This window comes from Escherichia sp. E4742, from assembly GCF_005843885.1.
GTDB lineage: Bacteria > Pseudomonadota > Gammaproteobacteria > Enterobacterales > Enterobacteriaceae > Escherichia.
On sequence record NZ_CP040443.1, the window covers coordinates 67,907 to 84,733 of the forward strand.

Annotated in this window: 28 protein-coding genes, 2 tRNA genes and 1 pseudogene; 4 read left to right on the forward strand and 27 right to left on the reverse strand. The window is 48.2% G+C overall.

Annotation, left to right across the window (positions count from 1 at the left end; genetic code table 11):
• Positions 1 to 13: 13 nt before the first annotated feature.
• The 27 genes and pseudogenes from FEM44_RS00350 to FEM44_RS00480 form a co-directional block, all read right to left on the reverse strand.
• Positions 14 to 748 (reverse strand): phage head morphogenesis protein, encoded by a 735-nt coding sequence (locus FEM44_RS00350; protein ID WP_138159237.1) that lies wholly within the window; start codon positions 746 to 748, stop codon positions 14 to 16.
• Positions 639 to 2,105, reverse strand: a complete 1,467-nt coding sequence (locus FEM44_RS00355) for a DUF1073 domain-containing protein (protein ID WP_044190124.1) — start codon at positions 2,103 to 2,105, stop codon at positions 639 to 641. Before FEM44_RS00355 ends, FEM44_RS00350 begins: the two co-directional genes overlap by 110 nt.
• Complete coding sequence (locus FEM44_RS00360) at positions 2,105 to 3,508, reverse strand: PBSX family phage terminase large subunit (RefSeq protein ID WP_000204763.1); 1,404 nt, start codon at positions 3,506 to 3,508, stop codon at positions 2,105 to 2,107. The genes FEM44_RS00355 and FEM44_RS00360 overlap by 1 nt, the downstream gene beginning before the upstream one ends.
• A complete protein-coding gene (locus FEM44_RS00365) occupies positions 3,474 to 4,223 on the reverse strand; it encodes a hypothetical protein (RefSeq protein ID WP_001118115.1) in 750 nt (249 codons plus the stop codon). The genes FEM44_RS00360 and FEM44_RS00365 overlap by 35 nt, the downstream gene beginning before the upstream one ends.
• Positions 4,224 to 4,280: 57 nt before the next feature.
• Positions 4,281 to 4,466 (reverse strand): hypothetical protein, encoded by a 186-nt coding sequence (locus FEM44_RS00370; protein ID WP_000113283.1) that lies wholly within the window; start codon positions 4,464 to 4,466, stop codon positions 4,281 to 4,283.
• A complete protein-coding gene (gene lysC / locus FEM44_RS25385; RefSeq protein WP_441006618.1) occupies positions 4,447 to 4,791 on the reverse strand; it encodes an Rz1-like lysis system protein LysC in 345 nt (114 codons plus the stop codon). Before lysC ends, FEM44_RS00370 begins: the two co-directional genes overlap by 20 nt.
• Position 4,792: 1 nt before the next feature.
• A pseudogene (locus FEM44_RS00375) lies at positions 4,793 to 5,257 on the reverse strand (KilA-N domain-containing protein); the annotation flags it as partial.
• A gap of 218 nt (positions 5,258 to 5,475) precedes the next feature.
• Positions 5,476 to 5,913, reverse strand: a complete 438-nt coding sequence (locus tag FEM44_RS00380; protein WP_135522226.1) for a lysis protein — start codon at positions 5,911 to 5,913, stop codon at positions 5,476 to 5,478.
• Positions 5,910 to 6,407, reverse strand: a complete 498-nt coding sequence (gene rrrD / locus FEM44_RS00385; protein ID WP_135522227.1) for a lysozyme RrrD — start codon at positions 6,405 to 6,407, stop codon at positions 5,910 to 5,912. Before rrrD ends, FEM44_RS00380 begins: the two co-directional genes overlap by 4 nt.
• Positions 6,407 to 6,622, reverse strand: coding sequence for a class II holin family protein (locus FEM44_RS00390; RefSeq protein ID WP_000839574.1), 216 nt, complete (start codon positions 6,620 to 6,622; stop codon positions 6,407 to 6,409). The genes rrrD and FEM44_RS00390 overlap by 1 nt, the downstream gene beginning before the upstream one ends.
• A gap of 118 nt (positions 6,623 to 6,740) precedes the next feature.
• A tRNA-Thr gene (locus FEM44_RS00395) sits at positions 6,741 to 6,816 on the reverse strand.
• 5 nt (positions 6,817 to 6,821) lie between these two features.
• A tRNA-Asn gene (locus FEM44_RS00400) sits at positions 6,822 to 6,896 on the reverse strand.
• A gap of 274 nt (positions 6,897 to 7,170) precedes the next feature.
• The gene (locus FEM44_RS00410; protein ID WP_001235461.1) at positions 7,171 to 7,794 is read right to left on the reverse strand and encodes an antitermination protein; all 624 of its coding nucleotides are present in this window, start codon (positions 7,792 to 7,794) and stop codon (positions 7,171 to 7,173) included.
• On the reverse strand, positions 7,791 to 8,456 hold the full coding sequence (locus FEM44_RS00415) for a serine/threonine protein phosphatase (RefSeq protein ID WP_001271134.1): 666 nt from the start codon (positions 8,454 to 8,456) through the stop codon (positions 7,791 to 7,793). The genes FEM44_RS00410 and FEM44_RS00415 overlap by 4 nt, the downstream gene beginning before the upstream one ends.
• Positions 8,434 to 8,640: a phage NinH family protein gene (locus FEM44_RS00420; protein WP_000144614.1), complete on the reverse strand. Its 207-nt coding sequence runs from the start codon at positions 8,638 to 8,640 to the stop codon at positions 8,434 to 8,436. The genes FEM44_RS00415 and FEM44_RS00420 overlap by 23 nt, the downstream gene beginning before the upstream one ends.
• The gene (locus FEM44_RS00425; RefSeq protein WP_089079317.1) at positions 8,637 to 9,248 is read right to left on the reverse strand and encodes a recombination protein NinG; all 612 of its coding nucleotides are present in this window, start codon (positions 9,246 to 9,248) and stop codon (positions 8,637 to 8,639) included. Before FEM44_RS00425 ends, FEM44_RS00420 begins: the two co-directional genes overlap by 4 nt.
• Positions 9,241 to 9,417, reverse strand: coding sequence for a protein NinF (locus FEM44_RS00430; protein ID WP_000950975.1), 177 nt, complete (start codon positions 9,415 to 9,417; stop codon positions 9,241 to 9,243). The genes FEM44_RS00425 and FEM44_RS00430 overlap by 8 nt, the downstream gene beginning before the upstream one ends.
• The gene (locus tag FEM44_RS00435; RefSeq protein WP_094304619.1) at positions 9,410 to 9,835 is read right to left on the reverse strand and encodes a phage protein NinX family protein; all 426 of its coding nucleotides are present in this window, start codon (positions 9,833 to 9,835) and stop codon (positions 9,410 to 9,412) included. Before FEM44_RS00435 ends, FEM44_RS00430 begins: the two co-directional genes overlap by 8 nt.
• Positions 9,832 to 10,008 (reverse strand): NinE family protein, encoded by a 177-nt coding sequence (locus tag FEM44_RS00440; RefSeq protein ID WP_063278236.1) that lies wholly within the window; start codon positions 10,006 to 10,008, stop codon positions 9,832 to 9,834. The genes FEM44_RS00435 and FEM44_RS00440 overlap by 4 nt, the downstream gene beginning before the upstream one ends.
• Entirely contained in the window at positions 10,005 to 10,415 is a 411-nt protein-coding gene (locus FEM44_RS00445) for a recombination protein NinB (RefSeq protein WP_000814611.1), read from the reverse strand. The genes FEM44_RS00440 and FEM44_RS00445 overlap by 4 nt, the downstream gene beginning before the upstream one ends.
• Positions 10,387 to 10,749 (reverse strand): hypothetical protein, encoded by a 363-nt coding sequence (locus tag FEM44_RS00450; RefSeq protein ID WP_000344554.1) that lies wholly within the window; start codon positions 10,747 to 10,749, stop codon positions 10,387 to 10,389. The genes FEM44_RS00445 and FEM44_RS00450 overlap by 29 nt, the downstream gene beginning before the upstream one ends.
• Before the next feature lie 17 nt (positions 10,750 to 10,766).
• Positions 10,767 to 10,973: a hypothetical protein gene (locus FEM44_RS00455; protein WP_016042226.1), complete on the reverse strand. Its 207-nt coding sequence runs from the start codon at positions 10,971 to 10,973 to the stop codon at positions 10,767 to 10,769.
• Positions 10,974 to 11,047: 74 nt separating this feature from the next.
• Positions 11,048 to 12,424, reverse strand: coding sequence for a replicative DNA helicase (locus FEM44_RS00460; protein ID WP_135522228.1), 1,377 nt, complete (start codon positions 12,422 to 12,424; stop codon positions 11,048 to 11,050).
• Entirely contained in the window at positions 12,421 to 13,308 is an 888-nt protein-coding gene (locus tag FEM44_RS00465) for a replication protein (RefSeq protein WP_171022594.1), read from the reverse strand. The genes FEM44_RS00460 and FEM44_RS00465 overlap by 4 nt, the downstream gene beginning before the upstream one ends.
• A gap of 62 nt (positions 13,309 to 13,370) precedes the next feature.
• Positions 13,371 to 13,643: a hypothetical protein gene (locus FEM44_RS00470; RefSeq protein WP_001244621.1), complete on the reverse strand. Its 273-nt coding sequence runs from the start codon at positions 13,641 to 13,643 to the stop codon at positions 13,371 to 13,373.
• Between the two features lie 22 nt (positions 13,644 to 13,665).
• Positions 13,666 to 13,962, reverse strand: a complete 297-nt coding sequence (locus FEM44_RS00475; RefSeq protein ID WP_138158828.1) for a CII family transcriptional regulator — start codon at positions 13,960 to 13,962, stop codon at positions 13,666 to 13,668.
• A gap of 106 nt (positions 13,963 to 14,068) precedes the next feature.
• On the reverse strand, positions 14,069 to 14,296 hold the full coding sequence (locus tag FEM44_RS00480) for a helix-turn-helix transcriptional regulator (RefSeq protein WP_001180318.1): 228 nt from the start codon (positions 14,294 to 14,296) through the stop codon (positions 14,069 to 14,071).
• Between the two features lie 78 nt (positions 14,297 to 14,374).
• On the opposite strand from FEM44_RS00480, the gene FEM44_RS00485 reads away from it, so the two are divergent.
• The 4 genes from FEM44_RS00485 to FEM44_RS00505 all read left to right on the forward strand — a co-directional run bounded on the left by FEM44_RS00485 (position 14,375) and on the right by FEM44_RS00505 (position 16,822).
• Positions 14,375 to 15,082, forward strand: coding sequence for a S24 family peptidase (locus FEM44_RS00485; protein WP_097310436.1), 708 nt, complete (start codon positions 14,375 to 14,377; stop codon positions 15,080 to 15,082).
• A 106-nt stretch (positions 15,083 to 15,188) separates the two neighbouring features.
• Positions 15,189 to 15,566 carry a hypothetical protein gene (locus FEM44_RS00490; protein ID WP_138158830.1) on the forward strand — a complete coding sequence of 126 codons (378 nt, stop codon included), beginning with the start codon at positions 15,189 to 15,191 and terminating at the stop codon, positions 15,564 to 15,566.
• Positions 15,547 to 16,026 (forward strand): hypothetical protein, encoded by a 480-nt coding sequence (locus tag FEM44_RS00495; protein ID WP_135522232.1) that lies wholly within the window; start codon positions 15,547 to 15,549, stop codon positions 16,024 to 16,026. Before FEM44_RS00490 ends, FEM44_RS00495 begins: the two co-directional genes overlap by 20 nt.
• 460 nt (positions 16,027 to 16,486) lie before the next feature.
• The gene (locus FEM44_RS00505) at positions 16,487 to 16,822 is read left to right on the forward strand and encodes a transcriptional antitermination N peptide (RefSeq protein WP_045903726.1); all 336 of its coding nucleotides are present in this window, start codon (positions 16,487 to 16,489) and stop codon (positions 16,820 to 16,822) included.
• Positions 16,823 to 16,827 lie beyond the last annotated feature (5 nt).

Consider the following 16,827-nt stretch of genomic DNA (forward strand, 5'->3'; position numbering starts at 1 on the left):
GGTTACCTGCGATTCAGGCGGGATAAGATTGGGAGGTGGGAAAAACGATTTCTTTATAACAGCGACAATTCGGGAGCTCGCCAGCATGACCTGTCATGCCATCAAGCGTTGGAGGTTTGCCCCATTCGACAAATTTACCTTCCATTTCCTGATGAGAATGCCTGACGTCACCATCTTCGGCTGTACGCCAGATATAACCATTCGAACCAATTGACAGCGCACGCGCCTGATCCAGCGCGCCGGTTGCACGTCCAAGTTCAGTACGGGCAATCAGGTCAGCTCTGGACTTTGCTATATCACCCGATGCGGCTATTTCTTTAGCAAAATGTTCCGCTCTCCCACCGGTAACAACAGCTTCTATCGCCCGATTCTGGATGTCGTACACCCTGTCAGCCGCCTCGAGGGGTAGCGATTTGATGTACTTGACCTGTTCGGCGATGATGGATTGCATCACCTGCCCTGGAGGGGCACTGTTTACCAGATTGCGTAGCTCACGGCTGATGGTTTTGCTGTGTTTACGCCACTGCTCATCATTCTTGCGCACAATGTCGGCGGTAAAGTTTTCCGCGACCTTTGTCGCCCAGGGGGTGATGATTTCACTGTAGCGTTCCAGCGCCTCAATAATTTCCGTGATACTGTCATTTGAACCATCGTAGCGACCATTTACGATGTCCCCGACCGCCCGCGCTATCCTGCGTAGGCTGGTTCGATAGCGGATTTCCGCCTGACGGTTCCTGCGGTTCGTCATCAGGTTCGCCGATGCCGGGCGGCGCTTCGTCTTCGGCATTCTCGATGTCCTCGTCGGTAATGGATGCCCCGATGCCGGTTACGTCAGAATTTTCGCGCAAATCAGTCATAGCAGCTTTCAGTGTCATCAGACCATCACCCAGCGCTGTACTGATTGCGTTGGTGGTATTTAATGCCACCGTTGAACGATCGACATCAGACATTTGCCAGAGCGGGTTAAACTCAAATGTAAAATCATCCGGGAGCGGCTTGCCAAGTTCCGAACGATGCATGATGTCCAGTATCCGCCGCACCGGAAGACGTAAACGCCTCTCCTGCAACGAACTTACCCGGTCGTAATAGTTGGCAAGGTCTGCATCGCCGGTAGAAAATCCCTTCGGGGACTGTCCGAACAACCGCACCAGTGGGATACCAACAGCGCCACTAATCTGTTCTGCAAACTGTGAAAGGATGTCATCCAGACCACTGAAGCTGTACTGATGGGTTTCAAACTTATCCCGCGAGTCCATGAGAGTCATGCCTTCATTGCTCTGGAACTGTCGAATCAGGTCAATATTCTTCAGCAACGCTTCATACGCAGGACCACCAAGTGCGATAAGCTCGCGTAGCTTCTCCACGCTGTAGGTACGCAAATGCGCCTTGTAGACCAGCTGCGCCGCACCGACAGTAGCGCTGTCGAACGCGGTAAGACGATCCCAGATACGCTCTACAACCGACATTCCCCATTCGTTCTCGGTCATCTTCTGCTGAAATGGCAGCGTGACGCCATCAAAGCGAATCAGGCGACTGTGATGAATGCGCCAGGCAGGAATTCCCGTTGCTGTGGTCACCACATCATAAAACTCAGGTTTACCCAGGTCCGGCCCCATATCTTTAATGCGGCGGGTCAGTACCGGGTCAATCATCCAGCGGTCGAGCGGAAGAATCCCCTTAAACTTGCCCTTACCGATGGTTTCGGGTCGCAGCGGGGTCATTGGTGCCTGCCCCTCAATCATGATGAAACCCACCGCGCCGCCGTAGAGGCGCGACCATTTCAGCACGTCATTCAGCGCATCCCAGATTTGCAACTCATCCAGTTGTGATTCGAGAATGCCACGATCTTTTGCATCAATTTCCGAAGTGATGCGAATGCCTTTGCGGGTCATATCATCCGGGATAGCATCGACTGCTTCGCCGATGATCCAGGACGAACGATAGGACCATTCCACCAGCATGCGGTTACGACTGGTGAAATTAGCCCGGTAGGTGGATGCTGAGTGCTGGTTAGGTGTCTGCATCCCTACGCGGGCAATAAAATTCTCATAACCATCAGCTGTGGCCTGCGCAGTTCGCCGCAGGGCTTGTTTGTTTCGTGCCATCAGGCCTGTCTCCCCAGTTGTTCCCAGATATCCAGCGATGTATCAATTGGCGCGAAGGCCATAATGAATGCGTCAGCAACGTTTGGTGATGGTATCTCGCGTTTTGCGAGGTCTTTTTTACTTTCGACCATCACACGTCCGTTACGGTCAAAATCGCGATGAGGTGTTGTCAGTTCCAGTTTCAGCTTTTCAAGCAACGGACAACGAGAATCTATGCTGATCAGCTCATCCACAGGATACTGTTCTCCGTTGTTAATGGCGTTAAACGTATTTCTGAAACGGTCAGCCACCAGCCACCATGCCTGAGCCTTAAGATTTGCGAAAAAGTCTTTGTTGGGGATGCCGTTGTATTCGTCATCTGGCTCATGCACACCAGCACCGGCGTTAAACCTCTGGTAATTCACACGTCTCGCGTATGCATTCTCGCTCTTCCGGTCAGCGTTAATTTCAGAGAATTTAGCACCGGCAGACGCACCAACACCGATAGAGTCGTAAACAATATCTGCTTCACGCTCCAGCGCCGCCTGATAAGTACGCTGGCAGCTCTTCAGTAATTCATCTTCTTTGGCCTTCCATTCGTCGGCCCAGAAAACAACGGATCCGTGACGGTAAACGTTAGCGCACTTATCTGTACCACTGTCAGCCACGTCAAAGCCAATACGCTTTCTTCCACTGGGTTCGAAATTTAACGTTTTGTGCGCATCCACTGCGGCTTCTATCCAGGACAGTTTGATGATTGCCGCATCATCATCAGACTCCGGAACGCCCTCATACACATGTTTAAAACCATCCGGATCACGGCGTCGCGCCGCGTCGATAACCTTAAGCATGGTGTCAGACAGAAACGGATTTTCGTCATAGTTAATTTTGCGGATGAGAGTGCCTTCGGGCGGATCAACAACAAAGTTGCGCCAGACAAAATCAGTAACAAGTCCGGGGTTGAATATGAACCAGCATTCTGAACCCTCTTTACGGATCGTTGGCTCCAGAATTTTCCACTGGTATTCCGTCAGTGCGTGGGCTTCTTCCAGCCACAACACATCGATCCCCTCCAGTGACTTAATTTCTTCGATGTTGCGCCATAATCCATAAAAAACAAATTCCGAGCCAGTAACCCGGTTAATGATTTTGTTGTTCAGAATACGGAAACGGTGCCGCAGGCCAAACCTGTCTATCTGAATTTTGAGCAGGGTATACACCGACTCTTCGATTTTATTCTGGATCTGACGGGCACAACAAAAACGCAGGGTGTATTTATTCGACAGAAATATGGCAATGCCAGCGGCATCCCATGATTTTGACGATGACCGGCCACCATAAAGCACTTTGTTACGTGCCCGCGTAGTCCAGAAACTACGTAAAGCCGGATTAAGCGTCGGTTTGGATGTCAGAGTAGAAGTCATTGAGGTCACGCTCTCCATTGCCATCATCAATACCTGCATCACGGCGAAGACGATCAGCCTCCAGAGACACCTTATCAGTGGCGGCCTTGCGGTAGGCTGTATCAGCAAATATTTTTCCTACCGTCGCAAGCGTGCCAACGATGGACTCAATACGAACTGTATTGCGCATCATTGCTTTCTCGGCGGCGCTGATATTTTCCATCAGCATCTTCCTTTCCTGGTCCCCATTAGCATCTTCCAGCGACACCAGCCACCGACCAATATTCTCTGCAGCGACAAGGTTGTTAGCACGAAGGCGAAATAATTCGTCCTCGAGCGTCAACGCTTTAGCGTCCTCTATCACCTCATCTTTGAGCAGAAGGCGACGGGCATAACCACCGTGTTTTAATGCCTGCTGGTTACCGGGTTGGAATGGGTTAGTCGGGGGATCGGTACGCATTCCGCGTATCGGTTTCGTATCCGGTGTAGCTTCTGTTTTTGGTTGCGTACCTTTTTGTGTAAGGCCAGTAATGGCAGGCTTTCTGCTGGTACGCACTTTTCTTTTTTGCGTACCATTTTTGCAAACCTGCGTACCGCCACTGCGTACCCAACCAAGCTTTTTAGCCCTCTTCCTGATAGCCCCTTCTGTTACGCCGTATTTCTCGCCTATATCACGGAGGCTAAGGACTCCGGCCCGGTATGCCGATTCGATGGCCTCCCAGTCCGGTTTTGCCATGAATTTTTCCTCTTAGTGACATTATCGAAGCCCCTTATCAAAGGAGCTTCTGTAATGTCAGTCCCGAACGAACGTAACCTTCGTGTTTGTCGCTCGCCGTACAAGGCGCGCCGCTTCGCGTTGCATTTCATCGATAACTTTTGGCGTCATCGGCTGATGCGCATATTTACGTTCAATCTCTGCAAAAATCCCGTTCATCGTTTCGCTGTCTGGTGGGATAACTTCAACGTTTAATCGTGCCATTAGTTTGTGCTGCCCTGTTTTTCTCAAAAGTCCTGATATCAGCCTTATCCCTGTTGCACTGTGCTAACGCTGACAACAACGCAACATTCAGGTTAATGCTGGCTCCCCACGTAAACGGGTCGGGTAAATCTGGCTGGGGTGTTTCATCCGTCAGACTGGCTGGTAACGGAACGACCGGCACCGATACGTATACCGTTCGCGTATTCGTGCAACCGCTTAACTGCGCCAGAAGGAACGATACGAACAGCGCAATCATCATCCGCAACAGCCACTTTGATATCTTCCTGGGCTCTCTGTGACTCCAGTGCGATCTGCTGTTTTGCATGCTGGTTAGCCAGGGAGTTAATCTCAGCGACCAACACTGGCTTCGTATAGCGCCATGCCGCCAGCCCTTGTCCGCAGAAGCTCGCCATGTCTTTCTTCTGGTCAAACTCATGACATTTCATGTTGAGCTGCGCACTTAAGCTGTTGCGATGCTGAAGTTCTCCGGTGAAGTAGTCATCCAGGACTTTATAGGCTGCATATTTAAATCCGGGGTTTAGCCATGCTGCATAATCATAAGCAACAAACTTCCCGCCATATGTTCCACCGTGTACACCGCGCTCAGTAAAAACCACAGATTCGTGGTTTTTCTCCAGCTCGGCTAAGAACTCTTTGGTCTGCTTGTTTCGCAGGTAGTGGTACGGAGATTCAGATTCACTTTTACCACTGGCTTTCCACATATCAGTGAGGCAGATCATGCCATCTTCACCGATACGAATTGGTTGATTGAAGAGGGTTAATGATTTCATAGCGTGTACCTACTCTTTGAAATGAACCTTTGCCGCACAGGAAACCAGCCCACCGAGGCTCGCCAGCACTAACTGGTATCCTCAAAGGCCCATTCCAAAGGGTCAGGTTCGGTGTTTATTGTGCGCTGCGGTGCGCGGTGAAATACCGGTACAAAAATGCCCCGCATCTGCGAGGCATTTTCCTGAAAGTCACTTGTTAAATTTCAGTGAAATTAAAATTATTTTAAGCACTGCGTCCTGATGTACTCCTGCAGGTAGTTAACCTGCGCGGTTATCCTGTCGATTCCACTTCGGAGACGGTAATAATTGAGTTCAGCATCTGCTGTAAGTCTTGGGCTTTCTCCATCGCCCATGCCGCTGGCTCCGGTCGTTGACTTTGCACAGGTGGCGGCGACTTGCAGGCGCTTACGCCCAGCAGAAACATCAGCACGGAGACTTTCGATAGTCGCGTTAGCATCAGCAAGCTCCTTTGTGTATCTGGCGTCGAGTTCTGCTACGTCACGTTGACGCTTCTGCATGTCAGCGATTATGGATGCGGCTTTGTCGCGCTGCTCTTTATAGGCGATGGCGTTATCACGGTAATGATTAACAGCCCATGACAGGCAGACGATGATGCAGATAATCAGAGCGGAGATAATCGCGGTTAACCTGCTCATTGCTGCCCCCACAAACAGACTTCACGCTCAATCTCACGACGGGTCATCAGCCCTTTCCATTGCTTACCGCCAGCGTATGTCCAGCGACGTAGCTGGTCACATGCGCCCTTGATATCGCCCTGGTTGATTTTGCGAAGAAGCGTCGATGTTCTGAAATTGCCTGCGCCCACGTTATAGACGAACGAATAAAGAGCGCCGCGCGTTGTTTCCGGTATATCGACTTTGATGTACGGGTTAATTTGTCTGGCGACCGTGGCAAGGTCTTTATTCAGGAGGGCTTTGCATTCTGCTTCGGTATACGTTTTACCGGGAATGATGTCTTTTCCTGTATGCCCGTAACATACAGTCCATACACCAACAATATCTTTGTATGGTATGTAGCTGACACCTTCCAGACCATCGTTACCACTTGGTCCAGTGATTAACACAGATGCTATAGCAATAGCCCCGCCACCAATAGCAGCAGCAACGGCTTTTCGTAATGATGGAGGCATTATTCACCTCTCGCAGCCTTTCGTCTGTCTTCTCTGATTTTGAAATACAGATTTGTCAGATAAGTGAGAAAACCCAACACAAGGCTTCCAAGCACTCCAATCGCAGCCCACTGTGACGGACTGACCTGATCCAACCACTGCAAAAACCAGTATCCTGCACTACCAGCAGATGTTCCGTAGGCAATGCCAGTTGAGATTTTGTCCATTGATTTCATAGCAACGCCTCCGCCAGTAACGGATTGCGTAGTTCTTATATTGGGAAGGGGAAAAAAGAAGGCCGCAGCGTAACTATCACTGATGAATTCAGGATAGCCAGTGGCTACGGCTCAGTTATGGTGCTGGTTAACGGACTTGAACCGCTACCCATTCGCTTACAAGGCGACTGCTCCACCACTGGAGCTAAACCAGCATATTTGGCGGGACAGCGTGGACTCGAACCACGATAAGAAGGTTAACAGCCTTCCGTAATGACCTTTATACGACTGACCCAAATAAAAAATCCCGAAACCGTTATGCAGGCTCTAACTATTACCTGCGAACTGTTTCGGGATTGCATTTTGCAGACCTCTCAGCCTGCGATGGTTGGAGTTCCAGACGATACGTCGAAGTGACCAACTAGGCGGAATCGGTAGTAAGCGCCACCTCTTTTTATCTCACTACCACAACGAGCGAATTAACCCATCGTTGGGTCAAATTTACCCAACCTTATTCAAAAAGTCAATATCATGCCGTTAATATGTTGCCATCCGTGGCAATCATGCTGCTAACGTGTGACCGCATTCAAAATGTTGTCTGCGATTGACTCTTCCTTGTGGCATTGCACCACCAGAGCGTCATACAGTGGCTTAACAGTGCGTGACCAGGTGGGTTGAGTAAGATTTGGGATTAGCATCGTTACAGCGCGATATGCGGCGCTTGCTGGCATCCTTGAATAGCCGACGCCTTTGCATCTTCCGCATTCTTTCTCAACAACTCTCCCCCACTGCTCTGTTTTTGCTATATCAACCGCACGGCCTGTACCGTGACAATCTCTGCATCTTGCGCCCGGCGTCGCGGCACTACGGCAATAATCCGCATAAGCGAATGTTGCAAGCACTTGCAGTACCTTTGCCTTAGTATTTCCTTCAAGCTTTGCCACACCACGGTATTTCCCCGATACCTTGTGTGCAAATTGCATCAGATAGTTGATAGCCTTTTGTTTGTCGTTCTGGCTGAGTTCGTGCTTACCGCAGAATGCAGCCATTCCGAATCCGGCTTGTGATTGCGCCATCCCCATAGCAGCCATCACATCAGTACCAGAAAGAGAGTCAGAAGCCGTGGCCCGTGGTGAGTCACTCATCATCGGGCTTTTTGGCGAATGAAATTTAGCCACGCTTTCGAGTCTCATGCGCCTTCTCCCTGTACTTGAATCAATGTGAGGTTTCCGCAGAACACTGCGCCGGTATCGATATACATCTGGTTGGCAAACTTGAGTGGTTTCACTGCTGGCGTATGACCAAAGATGAACGTGTCCGCGCCTTTGATTTCTTTCACGATCCCGTCTTGTGAGTTGCTGATTCGTTCGCGGTTCCAGATTACCTGCTGATGATCAACTGGCTTTCCAAACTCGTATTCGTCACAAGGATAATCGGCGTGGCAGATGACATATTTTTTATCTTTGCTCACCAGTTCGATGATTAACGGAAGTTCATCTGCTTTATGGGCAAGAGCTTTAGCCAGAATTTCTTTGTCGTAATCGAGATTAAAGAACCAGCCACCGCCATTAAGCATCCAGTGATTGACGTTTCCGCGCTCTGATAAGCCATCAATCATCATTTGCTCATGGTTTCCACGTACAGCTCTGAACCAGGGGAATGTGATTAATTCCAGGCATTCGACGTTCTCTGTACCGCGATCGACCAAATCGCCAACCGAGATAAGCAGGTCTTTTTTGGTGTCGAATCCTATCGTCTCCAGTTTTTTCATCAGGTTCGTGTAGCATCCGTGCAGATCGCCAACTACCCAAATATTTCGGTATTTGCTGCCATCAATTTTTTCGTAATAGCGCATCTCTTTCACTCCATCCGCGATGAACCATGAGAACGTCGTTGACGATGGCGTGCATTTTCCCGTCTTTATCATCAACGTATTTTCTGACCGTACCGCGACTACATTTCAGTCTGCGTGCTACTTCTGTCTGGTTTCCGTATGCTTCAACGAGCATGTCTGGAATGGTTTTTACTGAGAACGTCATGCGGCCTCACTTCTGCTATTTCGCAGGTCTTTGAGTTTCTGTTGGTACTCTGCCTTGATCGCCTTGCACTCTTCGATAGTCCAGCGATGGCGGTTATGGTTTGATTCGATTTCGTCTACTGCTTCCTGCCCGATGCGGCTAATCAGTTCGACGCGATACGGAACGAGATTTCCGCTTTTGTGCTGGTTGCACACCACGCATTGCTTGTGAATATTGCGTTCATCAAATCGGAGTTGAGGTGCCGCAGCAGTTGTCCGGTAATGTCCGGCATCCCACTGAGCAGACGTGAGCGTTCCGCACGAGATACATGGTAAGTCGCGGTCTCTTTCTCTGATGAAGGCGTTTACGGCTTGTTGGGCTTGTTTAATCCAGTAACTGCGGGGCTTTAAGGCGAGTTTTCGAATCTTAAGTTTATCTTTCTGTTTCTGCTCCTCTCGTCGTCGTTTCTTCTCTGCTGCTTTTTCCGCTTTTTTGCGTTCTTTACTTCGTCGTTCGAGTGCTATCTTGGTTCCACACTCTGGAGAGCACCACCACTGATTAGCGAATGCAGGGTGAAACCATTCCCGACATTCATCGTTTTTACATCGTCTTCGCGCTGGTTTAGCCATCGTCTTCTTCCTCGTACATTGAGCTATTCGGATCGCTCATCAGTTCTGCGCAGCAATCGGAGCACACGTGAACTTCCAGCACATGCAGCTTCTGACCGCAGTTAGCGCACGTTAAAGCTCGCTCGACGCTTTCTTTCTGGTATTGAAGAGATTGGGATGGACTAAGCATTATTAGCGTCCTGCATCATGAGAAAGACAATCATGGCGGCGCGGAGAGGCGATTCGCCACAGAAGCAGTAGCCAGGAATATTTTCCCATTCCCAACAACCTTCCTCTAAATCACCTCCTGACCATGCGCACCATTCTTTTTCCGCTGTCATCCACATAGTGCTGATTTTGCTTTCAGTGATAATTGGCCACGCGTATTCAGGATTATTGCAAGGATTGAAGCAATTCCCGTTTGAAGAACGGAAGCCATTAATATCCCTTTTTTGCGTCTGCCAAATAGGACCTCTTTCGTCAGTGGGGATCTCAGAATCGAAGTCTGCTTCGTCATCAGGTATGAAGAAATGCTCCTCCATATCTAAAGCCTCACATACTCGTCTGTTAATTTCAAAATCACTTAACTGTGAATAATCCATTGTCATTTCCTCGCACGATGTCTTAGCCACCGGATATCCAACAGGTGAGCCGTGTAGTTGAAGGTTTTTACGTCAGATTCTTTTGGGATTGGCTTGCGTTTATTTCTGGAGCGTTTCGTTGGAAGGTATTTGCAGTTTTCACAGATTATGTCGGTGATACTTCGTCGCTGTCGTCTCATTCGTACCTCCTGTCGGTAAATCTGACGCCCTGACCAATAGCCCATGCTGTCGTGTACTCAATCAGACTTGCCATACGCTTCACACTCATCTGCGCGCTACTTTCGCGAATGTTGACGTATTCGCCTTCAAGGCCGGGCAAAACATCAGCTTCCTGCTTTGTTGCCACTGCATGACCGCTAATCAACAAAACCTTCCATTGTTCTGGTTTTAACCACTTATCGCACCATTGAACCTGACGTGCGATATCCGCCAGCATCGCGTGAAATTTTGCGTTCTGGTCAAGGTTGCGCTTGTAGTCAGTAATGCGGATGGTGACTGGCTTGTCTTTATCGAGTGGTGTTGCGAGGATGGCATTTATTGCAGCTTGCTGTTGTTGTTTAGTTCGGAGGAAGATTGTTTGCTTCATCGAAATTCTTCTCTTTAATTCCAGCGGCTCTGATAGCTTTCATTACTGCAATTACCGTTTTGTCTCTCCCATCCTCATAACCCATCGCATAAGCACCTTCTTCACCATCTTTCCAAAAGTCGTCATTCGATTCGGGCCAGTCAATATCCAGTTCAATAGCTGCTCGCGATGCCTGCCACGTTTGCCAGTGGCCTTGAACATCGTCCATCACGTATTGACCACCAATATCACCACTGCCAATTTCATGGTGATTTTCAGGGTAACGGATAAGGTCTGAGGATTCGCCTCCACGTCGCAACCAACTTTCTTCAAACTGCTTTCTTGATTCGTCCATCGATACTTACCCTCAGTTCAACTCACAAAACGCCACGCCATTTTTGCTACAGCGACAGGCATAACACCGATAATCACCCACAGGAAAATGCTACCGAAAAGCACACCCACCAGGTCTTTACCTTCGCCTACCAACCGGACAAAACTGCTGGCAACAACAATGAACGTCGCCACCATCCACATAGCACCGAGAATCCTCAATGCAGAGAAAATTAACTCAGCCACGATTTACCCTCCCCCCCAAATAAAAAGGCCTGCGATTACCAGCAGGCCTGTTATTAGCTCAGTGATGTAGATGGTCATACGTCAGCCCCTTGTGCATATCGTCTGCCACGCGCAGCAGGTGCATTTGATGCTGTGCAAATCTGTCTGGCTTCATCCTGGTCACATGCAACAAAGTGTCCGTTGCAGAACCGCTGGTAAACCGTACCAAGTGAGCCAAAACGGTTTTTCGTCACGATGATTTCAGCAAATGGCGCGGCGCTACTGTTCTCGTCATATACCGCTTCCCGATAGAGCATGATGATTGAGTCTGCGTCCTGCTCAATGCTTCCTGAATCACGCAAATCTGCGTTTGTCGGACGTTTGTTTGGTCGCTTCTCAACATCGCGCGAAAGCTGACTCAGGGAGATAACCGGTGTTTTCAGGTCTTTCGCCATCGCCTTCAGGCTTCCGGAGATGTGAGCAATTGCGAGGTCGTTGCGGTCTGCTTTCGGCTTCTCAATCAGGCCAAGATAATCCGCCATGATGAGTGACAGGTTTGGATTTTCCTGTTTGTGCCGCTCTGCGATTGAGCGAATTTCTTCGACCGATAACCGCGAGGCATCGACTACCCATACATCCAAATCTGCAAGCTGACTCATGCCGTTAGCAACACGCGCCCAGCCTTCGTCATCCATCGATGCAGGATTTCGCAGCACGCTAACCGACATCCTCCCGGCGTTGGCAATACTTCGCTCTGCAATCTGCAATGCGCTCATTTCCATTGAGAAAATCAATACTCCGCGCCGGACGTCAGAACCAGGAATAACACGACTTGCAACGCCTTCGGCAATCTTCAGCGCCAGTTCGGTTTTCCCCATACCAGGACGAGCGGCGATAATCACCAGGTCTTCTGCGTTCATCCCTCCGGTGATGGCGTCAAGTTCTTCGATTCCGGTCTTCAGGGTATCTGACTCTTCTCCGTTCCTCAGACGCCTGTCAAGCGTGTCAGTGTAGTCAGTGATGATTTCCCCTAACCGTACAGGTTTAACCTCGTCACGGGGCTTTCTGATGGCTGAAAGACGCTTTACAAACTCATCCATCGCCTGACTCGATGCGTCGATGGTTCCGCTCTGAATTGGTTCACGCATTTCATCCATGATTTCCAGCACCAGACGGCGGTGATAGTTATCCGCGACCATTCCGGCATATCCCTTCAGGTTTGCGGCACTCGGGCAGTTTTTGCTGGTCATCAGGATTGACGTGAAATGCTCCTCTCCGCACGCCTCGGCAACCATCAGCGCGTCGATTAGGTTTCTGTTTCGCGCCTGCTTCCGGATAACCTCGAAGGCTTTCCGGTAGAGCGGAATTGAAAACGCTTCCGGCTCAAGCGTTGCCAGAACGTCACTGGCAGTTGGTGTTAATCCACCAATCAGCAGGCCACCGATAACGCTCGCTTCGATATCCTGTTTCATGCAATCCCCCTGTCTGCAAACTTTCCTTCCCGTACTCCCGTTAACGAATCTTCCCTCAGCAGGTAATCAAAATCTGCCGTCCAGCCCGTGTCGTTGTCTCCGAAGTAAAACGGCTTTGCCTGATGCACAAACGCCCTGACATACGCTCTGAAACCGTCCACATTTGGCGTTTTCAGTTGCGGGATGATTTTCTTCAGGCGGCGTTTGCGTTTCTCGTTGACCGCAACAGCGTGTGGCAGTCTGTCACCGACTTCGGTGTTGTAGGCGTTCAGGAAGGATTCGTAGTCGATTCGTTCTGCCTTGCGACGTTCAGGTTTAACCTGCCCATCGCCTCCCCCATTGGGGGGTAGGGGGGTATTATTTATATTCTTGTTAATACCTTCTTGTTCATGATGTGCGGTTGTTTGTGCGGCTCCATGTGCGCTTTCATGTGCGGCATGTGCCCTGAAAGCCGCGCCATTACTGGCTTCGTCATGTGCGGCTTCATGTGCGGTTGTTTGTGCGGCTTCATGTGCGGGTGAATCGTCCATTTTTTGAGCATATTCATGGTAATTTGTGATGGTGATCACACGACCTTTTTGCTTCTCTCCATCAATGGAGATCATCCCCTCTTTCACAAAAACCTGAAGCATCCGCTCAACCTGATCACGGCTTGCTGGCTTGCCATGCCTGTCGCATAACTGAAGACCTAAATCAGCTGCTGTCACAACCAGTTGACCGGGTTGCAGATGCCATTCATGACCTTTGAAATTCGCTTTGTATGGCTTTCTGGCGGCATTCAGGAGAAGGTTTTCCCACAGGGTGCGAAGATAAACATCTTTCGCCCATGACTGTTTCAGAATGCTCCGGTACAACGGAATGTAACCAGTTTTCTGGTTCTCCATCCTGTTGCTCCTGCGCTCGTGTGCGGCGCTGAAATCGTAGATTTTTGCTGTATTGCTCATAACTACCTGCCTTGACGAAAGACCTTAAGAACATCGTTAAACTGACTTACGGATATGTCTTCTTTGAGAAGCTTTTCCAGAAATGCGTTTGGAATGAACGTATATCCCTCCTCTTTTGGTAGAGACGGGAGCAACGCCCTCGCCTCAGCCTTCAGAAGCTCAGTTCTGGCAACTTTCACAAAAGAGATTTGAGTTCTTTCATCAATGGAACGAAGGAAGCGCAAACGCTTAGCTTCTTTGTGTGTATCAGGTGGATTAAAGCCTTTGTTTCGCATATAATTACCTCGTTGGATGTTGTTAAAATTCCATTTGTATTTGATCAGAACGCTCGGTTGCCGCCGGGCGTTTTTTATTGGTGAGTCCATCCAATGCATACTTAAAAGCCCTGCTAATCGGACTGATGTCTGATGCCATTCCAAAAGCACACAAGACCGAAGCAATAAATCTCCAGTCCGTTCTGCTTATCTTCGATTCATGACAGCCAATCATCTTTGCCAGACCGCGCTGGGTAAGCGTTGACAGGTTGATGAGTAAATCTGTTTCTGCGCGATCAACGTCGCGCTGTGATAGTTTGCTGCAGCTTGTTTGTTCCATTTCTTACTATTTCCATAGGTAAATAATCACTAATACCCATCTTTCGATGAGCGCTTAATTAGTTACCGCGTTGTCGGCGGTGCAGATTGATAAAGAGCGGTGTTACTTATGCAGCCAGAAGGTTCTTTTTGCTTATTTCAAGCATTTCGCTTGCTTGATATTTGCCACCAGAAATCTCTTCGATTTTTGATGCGTATTTAGTTTTCCCAAAAAACTCAGTCTTAGGGAGGAAGCCGTTTTTGAGCCACTTATAGACAGCCCTTTCGCTAACTCCACAAGCCTTCGCAACTTCAGGGATGCCGACACCTTTAATCGGCTCATCAAGATTTTGCATAGGAATATCCTTTTTCGTACTTTCAGTACGCATTATGATTGAACTGAAAGTTTTTGCAAGTGCTTTAGTATCGTACTCATGGTTCAGAATGAAAAAGTGCGCAAAGAATTCGCCCAGCGGCTAGCGCAAGCCTGTAAAGAAGCTGGTCTTGATGAACATGGTAGGGGGATGGCCATAGCCCGTGCCCTTTCTCTTTCGTCCAAAGGCGTTAGCAAATGGTTTAATGCTGAGTCTTTACCGCGTCAGGAAAAAATGAATGCGCTTGCGAAATTTCTAAACGTTGATGTTGTTTGGCTTCAGCACGGCACTTCGTTAAATGGAGCGAATGATGAAGATACTCTTTCATTTGTTGGCAAATTAAAAAAAGGGTTAGTGCGCGTGGTTGGTGAGGCAATTCTTGGTGTTGATGGTGCCATCGAGATGACCGAAGAGCGCGATGGGTGGCTCAAAATTTATAGCGATGATCCTGATGCCTTTGGTCTTCGTGTGAAAGGAGACAGCATGTGGCCCAGAATAAAATCAGGAGAATATGTACTCATTGAGCCTAACACCAAAGTATTCCCGGGTGATGAGGTGTTTGTCAGAACCATCGAAGGACACAACATGATCAAGGTTCTTGGCTATGACAGAGATGGAGAATACCAATTTACAAGCATCAACCAGGACCACAGACCAATAACGTTGCCTTATCATCAAGTAGCCAAAGTGGAGTATGTGGCTGGTATTCTGAAGCAATCTCGCCATCTGGATGACATCGAGGCAAGGGAGTGGCTGAGAGATTCCTGACATCAAAGTCATAGAGTGAGTTTTCTAGTTAGAAATAGTGGTCAATGGGTACGCGTAGGTAAACCGTTTAAACATAATAAACAAGCCATATAAGATGAAATAAATCATGAGCGATAAAGAGTTTAAAGTACTTAATTTTGATGACTTTGCTCATTATTTGAGCACATTGAACGGCGAACAAATTTGTCCAATGTGTATGGAAGAGTCATGGACGCTTTTCACCCCAAACAAGCTTCCTCCAGAAGACGAGGATAGGTATGTAATAAGTTCTATCCCAGGATCACTTATTTCAAGTAAAAGACCTGAAAAATCAAATCTCTTCTTCAGAAGTTACAACAACGATGTCCTCCTGATGCAATGCAGAAATTGTGGATACATGGCATTTTTTAATTATAAAAAAGTCCAAGAAAACCTTGAGTCAGGGGATTATATAAAAAAAGAAGATATAGATATGGTGGATGAAAATGACAAATCAGAAGACTGATTTCTTCCGTCCAATGGAGTATGATAACAAATATGAGCAATTTGGTGTTATAGAAGCACACAGGAATGGTCGCTCTACTCCGTCATATCAGCCAGGCACCATTGGTAAGGATATCCCGGTTATTATTGCGCATAAGTTAAGCGATCAACCAGCAGAGGGTGAGTCACAGATGAGCGTAAAATCACTGTCACGTTGGGAGTTTTGGCTAGGGATTTTCACTGCCATTATTGGGATATTTTCCATTGTTGTAGGAGCAACGTGGACAATTTCTAATAATATCAATGATAAGATTAATGCATCAAGACAAGAGCTAACTGGGAACATCCAATCCAGTCGAGCAGAAATCACGGCAAGAATTGACAGGCTCGAAGATAAGATGGAGTCTAATTTCAAAGAAACATCATCGAGCCTGTTCAAAATACAGGCAATTCTAGAAGCAAAATCCGACAAAGAAAAATAAGAAAGTCCGGCCTCAGCGCCGGGTTTTCTTTGCCTCACGTTCCCCACACCTAATAACACATTAACCAATTGTATTTATTGAAAAATTGATAGATACAACTTGCTAAACCACGAAATTCTGATCCCTGCCGCATAACCTTCATCCGCAACATTTACAAAAATAAATTTCCTTATATATCAAAATCATATTTCGTAGAGTTAATAAACCACAAAAATTTCGTACCAATAGTTCTTGATAATGTCGAACTATTGGTTCATTATTATCGCCATCAGCAGGAAGCTGGAAGCCAAACGGAACAGATTGGCATGCTCTTTAACTTCGATGGGGCGCTGACAAAGCGCAAACAGATACCAAACGAGATGGGTTTGGCGGTGATGTGAATTGCAGCTGCAACGACAGCAACCAGAAGATCAGCATCTGGCGCATCACCACCAAAGCCATTTCACATGAGGAAAACATCATGACGGTAATCGTGTACGGAAAATCAACATTTGCAGGAAATGCCAAAACTCGCCGTCATGAGCGGCGCAGAAAGCTTGCTATTGAGCGTGATGCTATCTGTAACATCATTGATTCTATCTTCGGCACAGATAGTGAGGAACCTGTTCAGGAGGCCCCAAGAAAGCGTTTAAGCCTTTCTGAAAAAGCAATATCACTCGGAAGCCTTCGCTGCAAGAAGGCAGAAGAAGTCGAGCGTAAACAGAACCGTATTTACTACAGCAAGCCACGCAGTGAAATGGGTGTGACCTGTGTCGGTCGCCAGAAAATGAAATTAGGCAGCAAACCACTTATTTGAGGACT

Excerpts from the sequence above, each read along its gene's own strand:
- FEM44_RS00450 (WP_000344554.1), bottom strand. The coding sequence starts at position 10,749 with ATGGACGAATCAAGAAAGCAGTTTGAAGAAAGTTGGTTGCGACGTGGA.
- FEM44_RS00460 (WP_135522228.1), bottom strand. The coding sequence starts at position 12,424 with ATGAAACAGGATATCGAAGCGAGCGTTATCGGTGGCCTGCTGATTGGT.
- FEM44_RS00445 (WP_000814611.1), bottom strand. The coding sequence starts at position 10,415 with ATGAAGCAAACAATCTTCCTCCGAACTAAACAACAACAGCAAGCTGCA.
- FEM44_RS00475 (WP_138158828.1), bottom strand. The coding sequence starts at position 13,962 with ATGGAACAAACAAGCTGCAGCAAACTATCACAGCGCGACGTTGATCGC.
- FEM44_RS00495 (WP_135522232.1), top strand. The coding sequence starts at position 15,547 with ATGACAAATCAGAAGACTGATTTCTTCCGTCCAATGGAGTATGATAAC.
- FEM44_RS00360 (WP_000204763.1), bottom strand. The coding sequence starts at position 3,508 with ATGACTTCTACTCTGACATCCAAACCGACGCTTAATCCGGCTTTACGT.
- FEM44_RS00390 (WP_000839574.1), bottom strand. The coding sequence starts at position 6,622 with ATGAAATCAATGGACAAAATCTCAACTGGCATTGCCTACGGAACATCT.
- FEM44_RS00465 (WP_171022594.1), bottom strand. The coding sequence starts at position 13,308 with ATGGAGAACCAGAAAACTGGTTACATTCCGTTGTACCGGAGCATTCTG.
- FEM44_RS00370 (WP_000113283.1), bottom strand. The coding sequence starts at position 4,466 with ATGGCACGATTAAACGTTGAAGTTATCCCACCAGACAGCGAAACGATG.
- FEM44_RS00420 (WP_000144614.1), bottom strand. The coding sequence starts at position 8,640 with ATGACGTTCTCAGTAAAAACCATTCCAGACATGCTCGTTGAAGCATAC.
- FEM44_RS00380 (WP_135522226.1), bottom strand. The coding sequence starts at position 5,913 with ATGAGCAGGTTAACCGCGATTATCTCCGCTCTGATTATCTGCATCATC.
- FEM44_RS00490 (WP_138158830.1), top strand. The coding sequence starts at position 15,189 with ATGAGCGATAAAGAGTTTAAAGTACTTAATTTTGATGACTTTGCTCAT.
- FEM44_RS00440 (WP_063278236.1), bottom strand. The coding sequence starts at position 10,008 with ATGAGACGACAGCGACGAAGTATCACCGACATAATCTGTGAAAACTGC.
- FEM44_RS00410 (WP_001235461.1), bottom strand. The coding sequence starts at position 7,794 with ATGAGACTCGAAAGCGTGGCTAAATTTCATTCGCCAAAAAGCCCGATG.
- FEM44_RS00485 (WP_097310436.1), top strand. The coding sequence starts at position 14,375 with ATGGTTCAGAATGAAAAAGTGCGCAAAGAATTCGCCCAGCGGCTAGCG.
- FEM44_RS00415 (WP_001271134.1), bottom strand. The coding sequence starts at position 8,456 with ATGCGCTATTACGAAAAAATTGATGGCAGCAAATACCGAAATATTTGG.
- FEM44_RS00350 (WP_138159237.1), bottom strand. The coding sequence starts at position 748 with ATGACGAACCGCAGGAACCGTCAGGCGGAAATCCGCTATCGAACCAGC.
- FEM44_RS00430 (WP_000950975.1), bottom strand. The coding sequence starts at position 9,417 with ATGCTTAGTCCATCCCAATCTCTTCAATACCAGAAAGAAAGCGTCGAG.
- FEM44_RS00355 (WP_044190124.1), bottom strand. The coding sequence starts at position 2,105 with ATGGCACGAAACAAACAAGCCCTGCGGCGAACTGCGCAGGCCACAGCT.
- FEM44_RS00365 (WP_001118115.1), bottom strand. The coding sequence starts at position 4,223 with ATGGCAAAACCGGACTGGGAGGCCATCGAATCGGCATACCGGGCCGGA.
- FEM44_RS00470 (WP_001244621.1), bottom strand. The coding sequence starts at position 13,643 with ATGCGAAACAAAGGCTTTAATCCACCTGATACACACAAAGAAGCTAAG.
- lysC (WP_441006618.1), bottom strand. The coding sequence starts at position 4,791 with ATGCAAAACAGCAGATCGCACTGGAGTCACAGAGAGCCCAGGAAGATA.
- FEM44_RS00480 (WP_001180318.1), bottom strand. The coding sequence starts at position 14,296 with ATGCAAAATCTTGATGAGCCGATTAAAGGTGTCGGCATCCCTGAAGTT.
- FEM44_RS00425 (WP_089079317.1), bottom strand. The coding sequence starts at position 9,248 with ATGGCTAAACCAGCGCGAAGACGATGTAAAAACGATGAATGTCGGGAA.
- rrrD (WP_135522227.1), bottom strand. The coding sequence starts at position 6,407 with ATGCCTCCATCATTACGAAAAGCCGTTGCTGCTGCTATTGGTGGCGGG.
- FEM44_RS00435 (WP_094304619.1), bottom strand. The coding sequence starts at position 9,835 with ATGACAATGGATTATTCACAGTTAAGTGATTTTGAAATTAACAGACGA.
- FEM44_RS00505 (WP_045903726.1), top strand. The coding sequence starts at position 16,487 with ATGACGGTAATCGTGTACGGAAAATCAACATTTGCAGGAAATGCCAAA.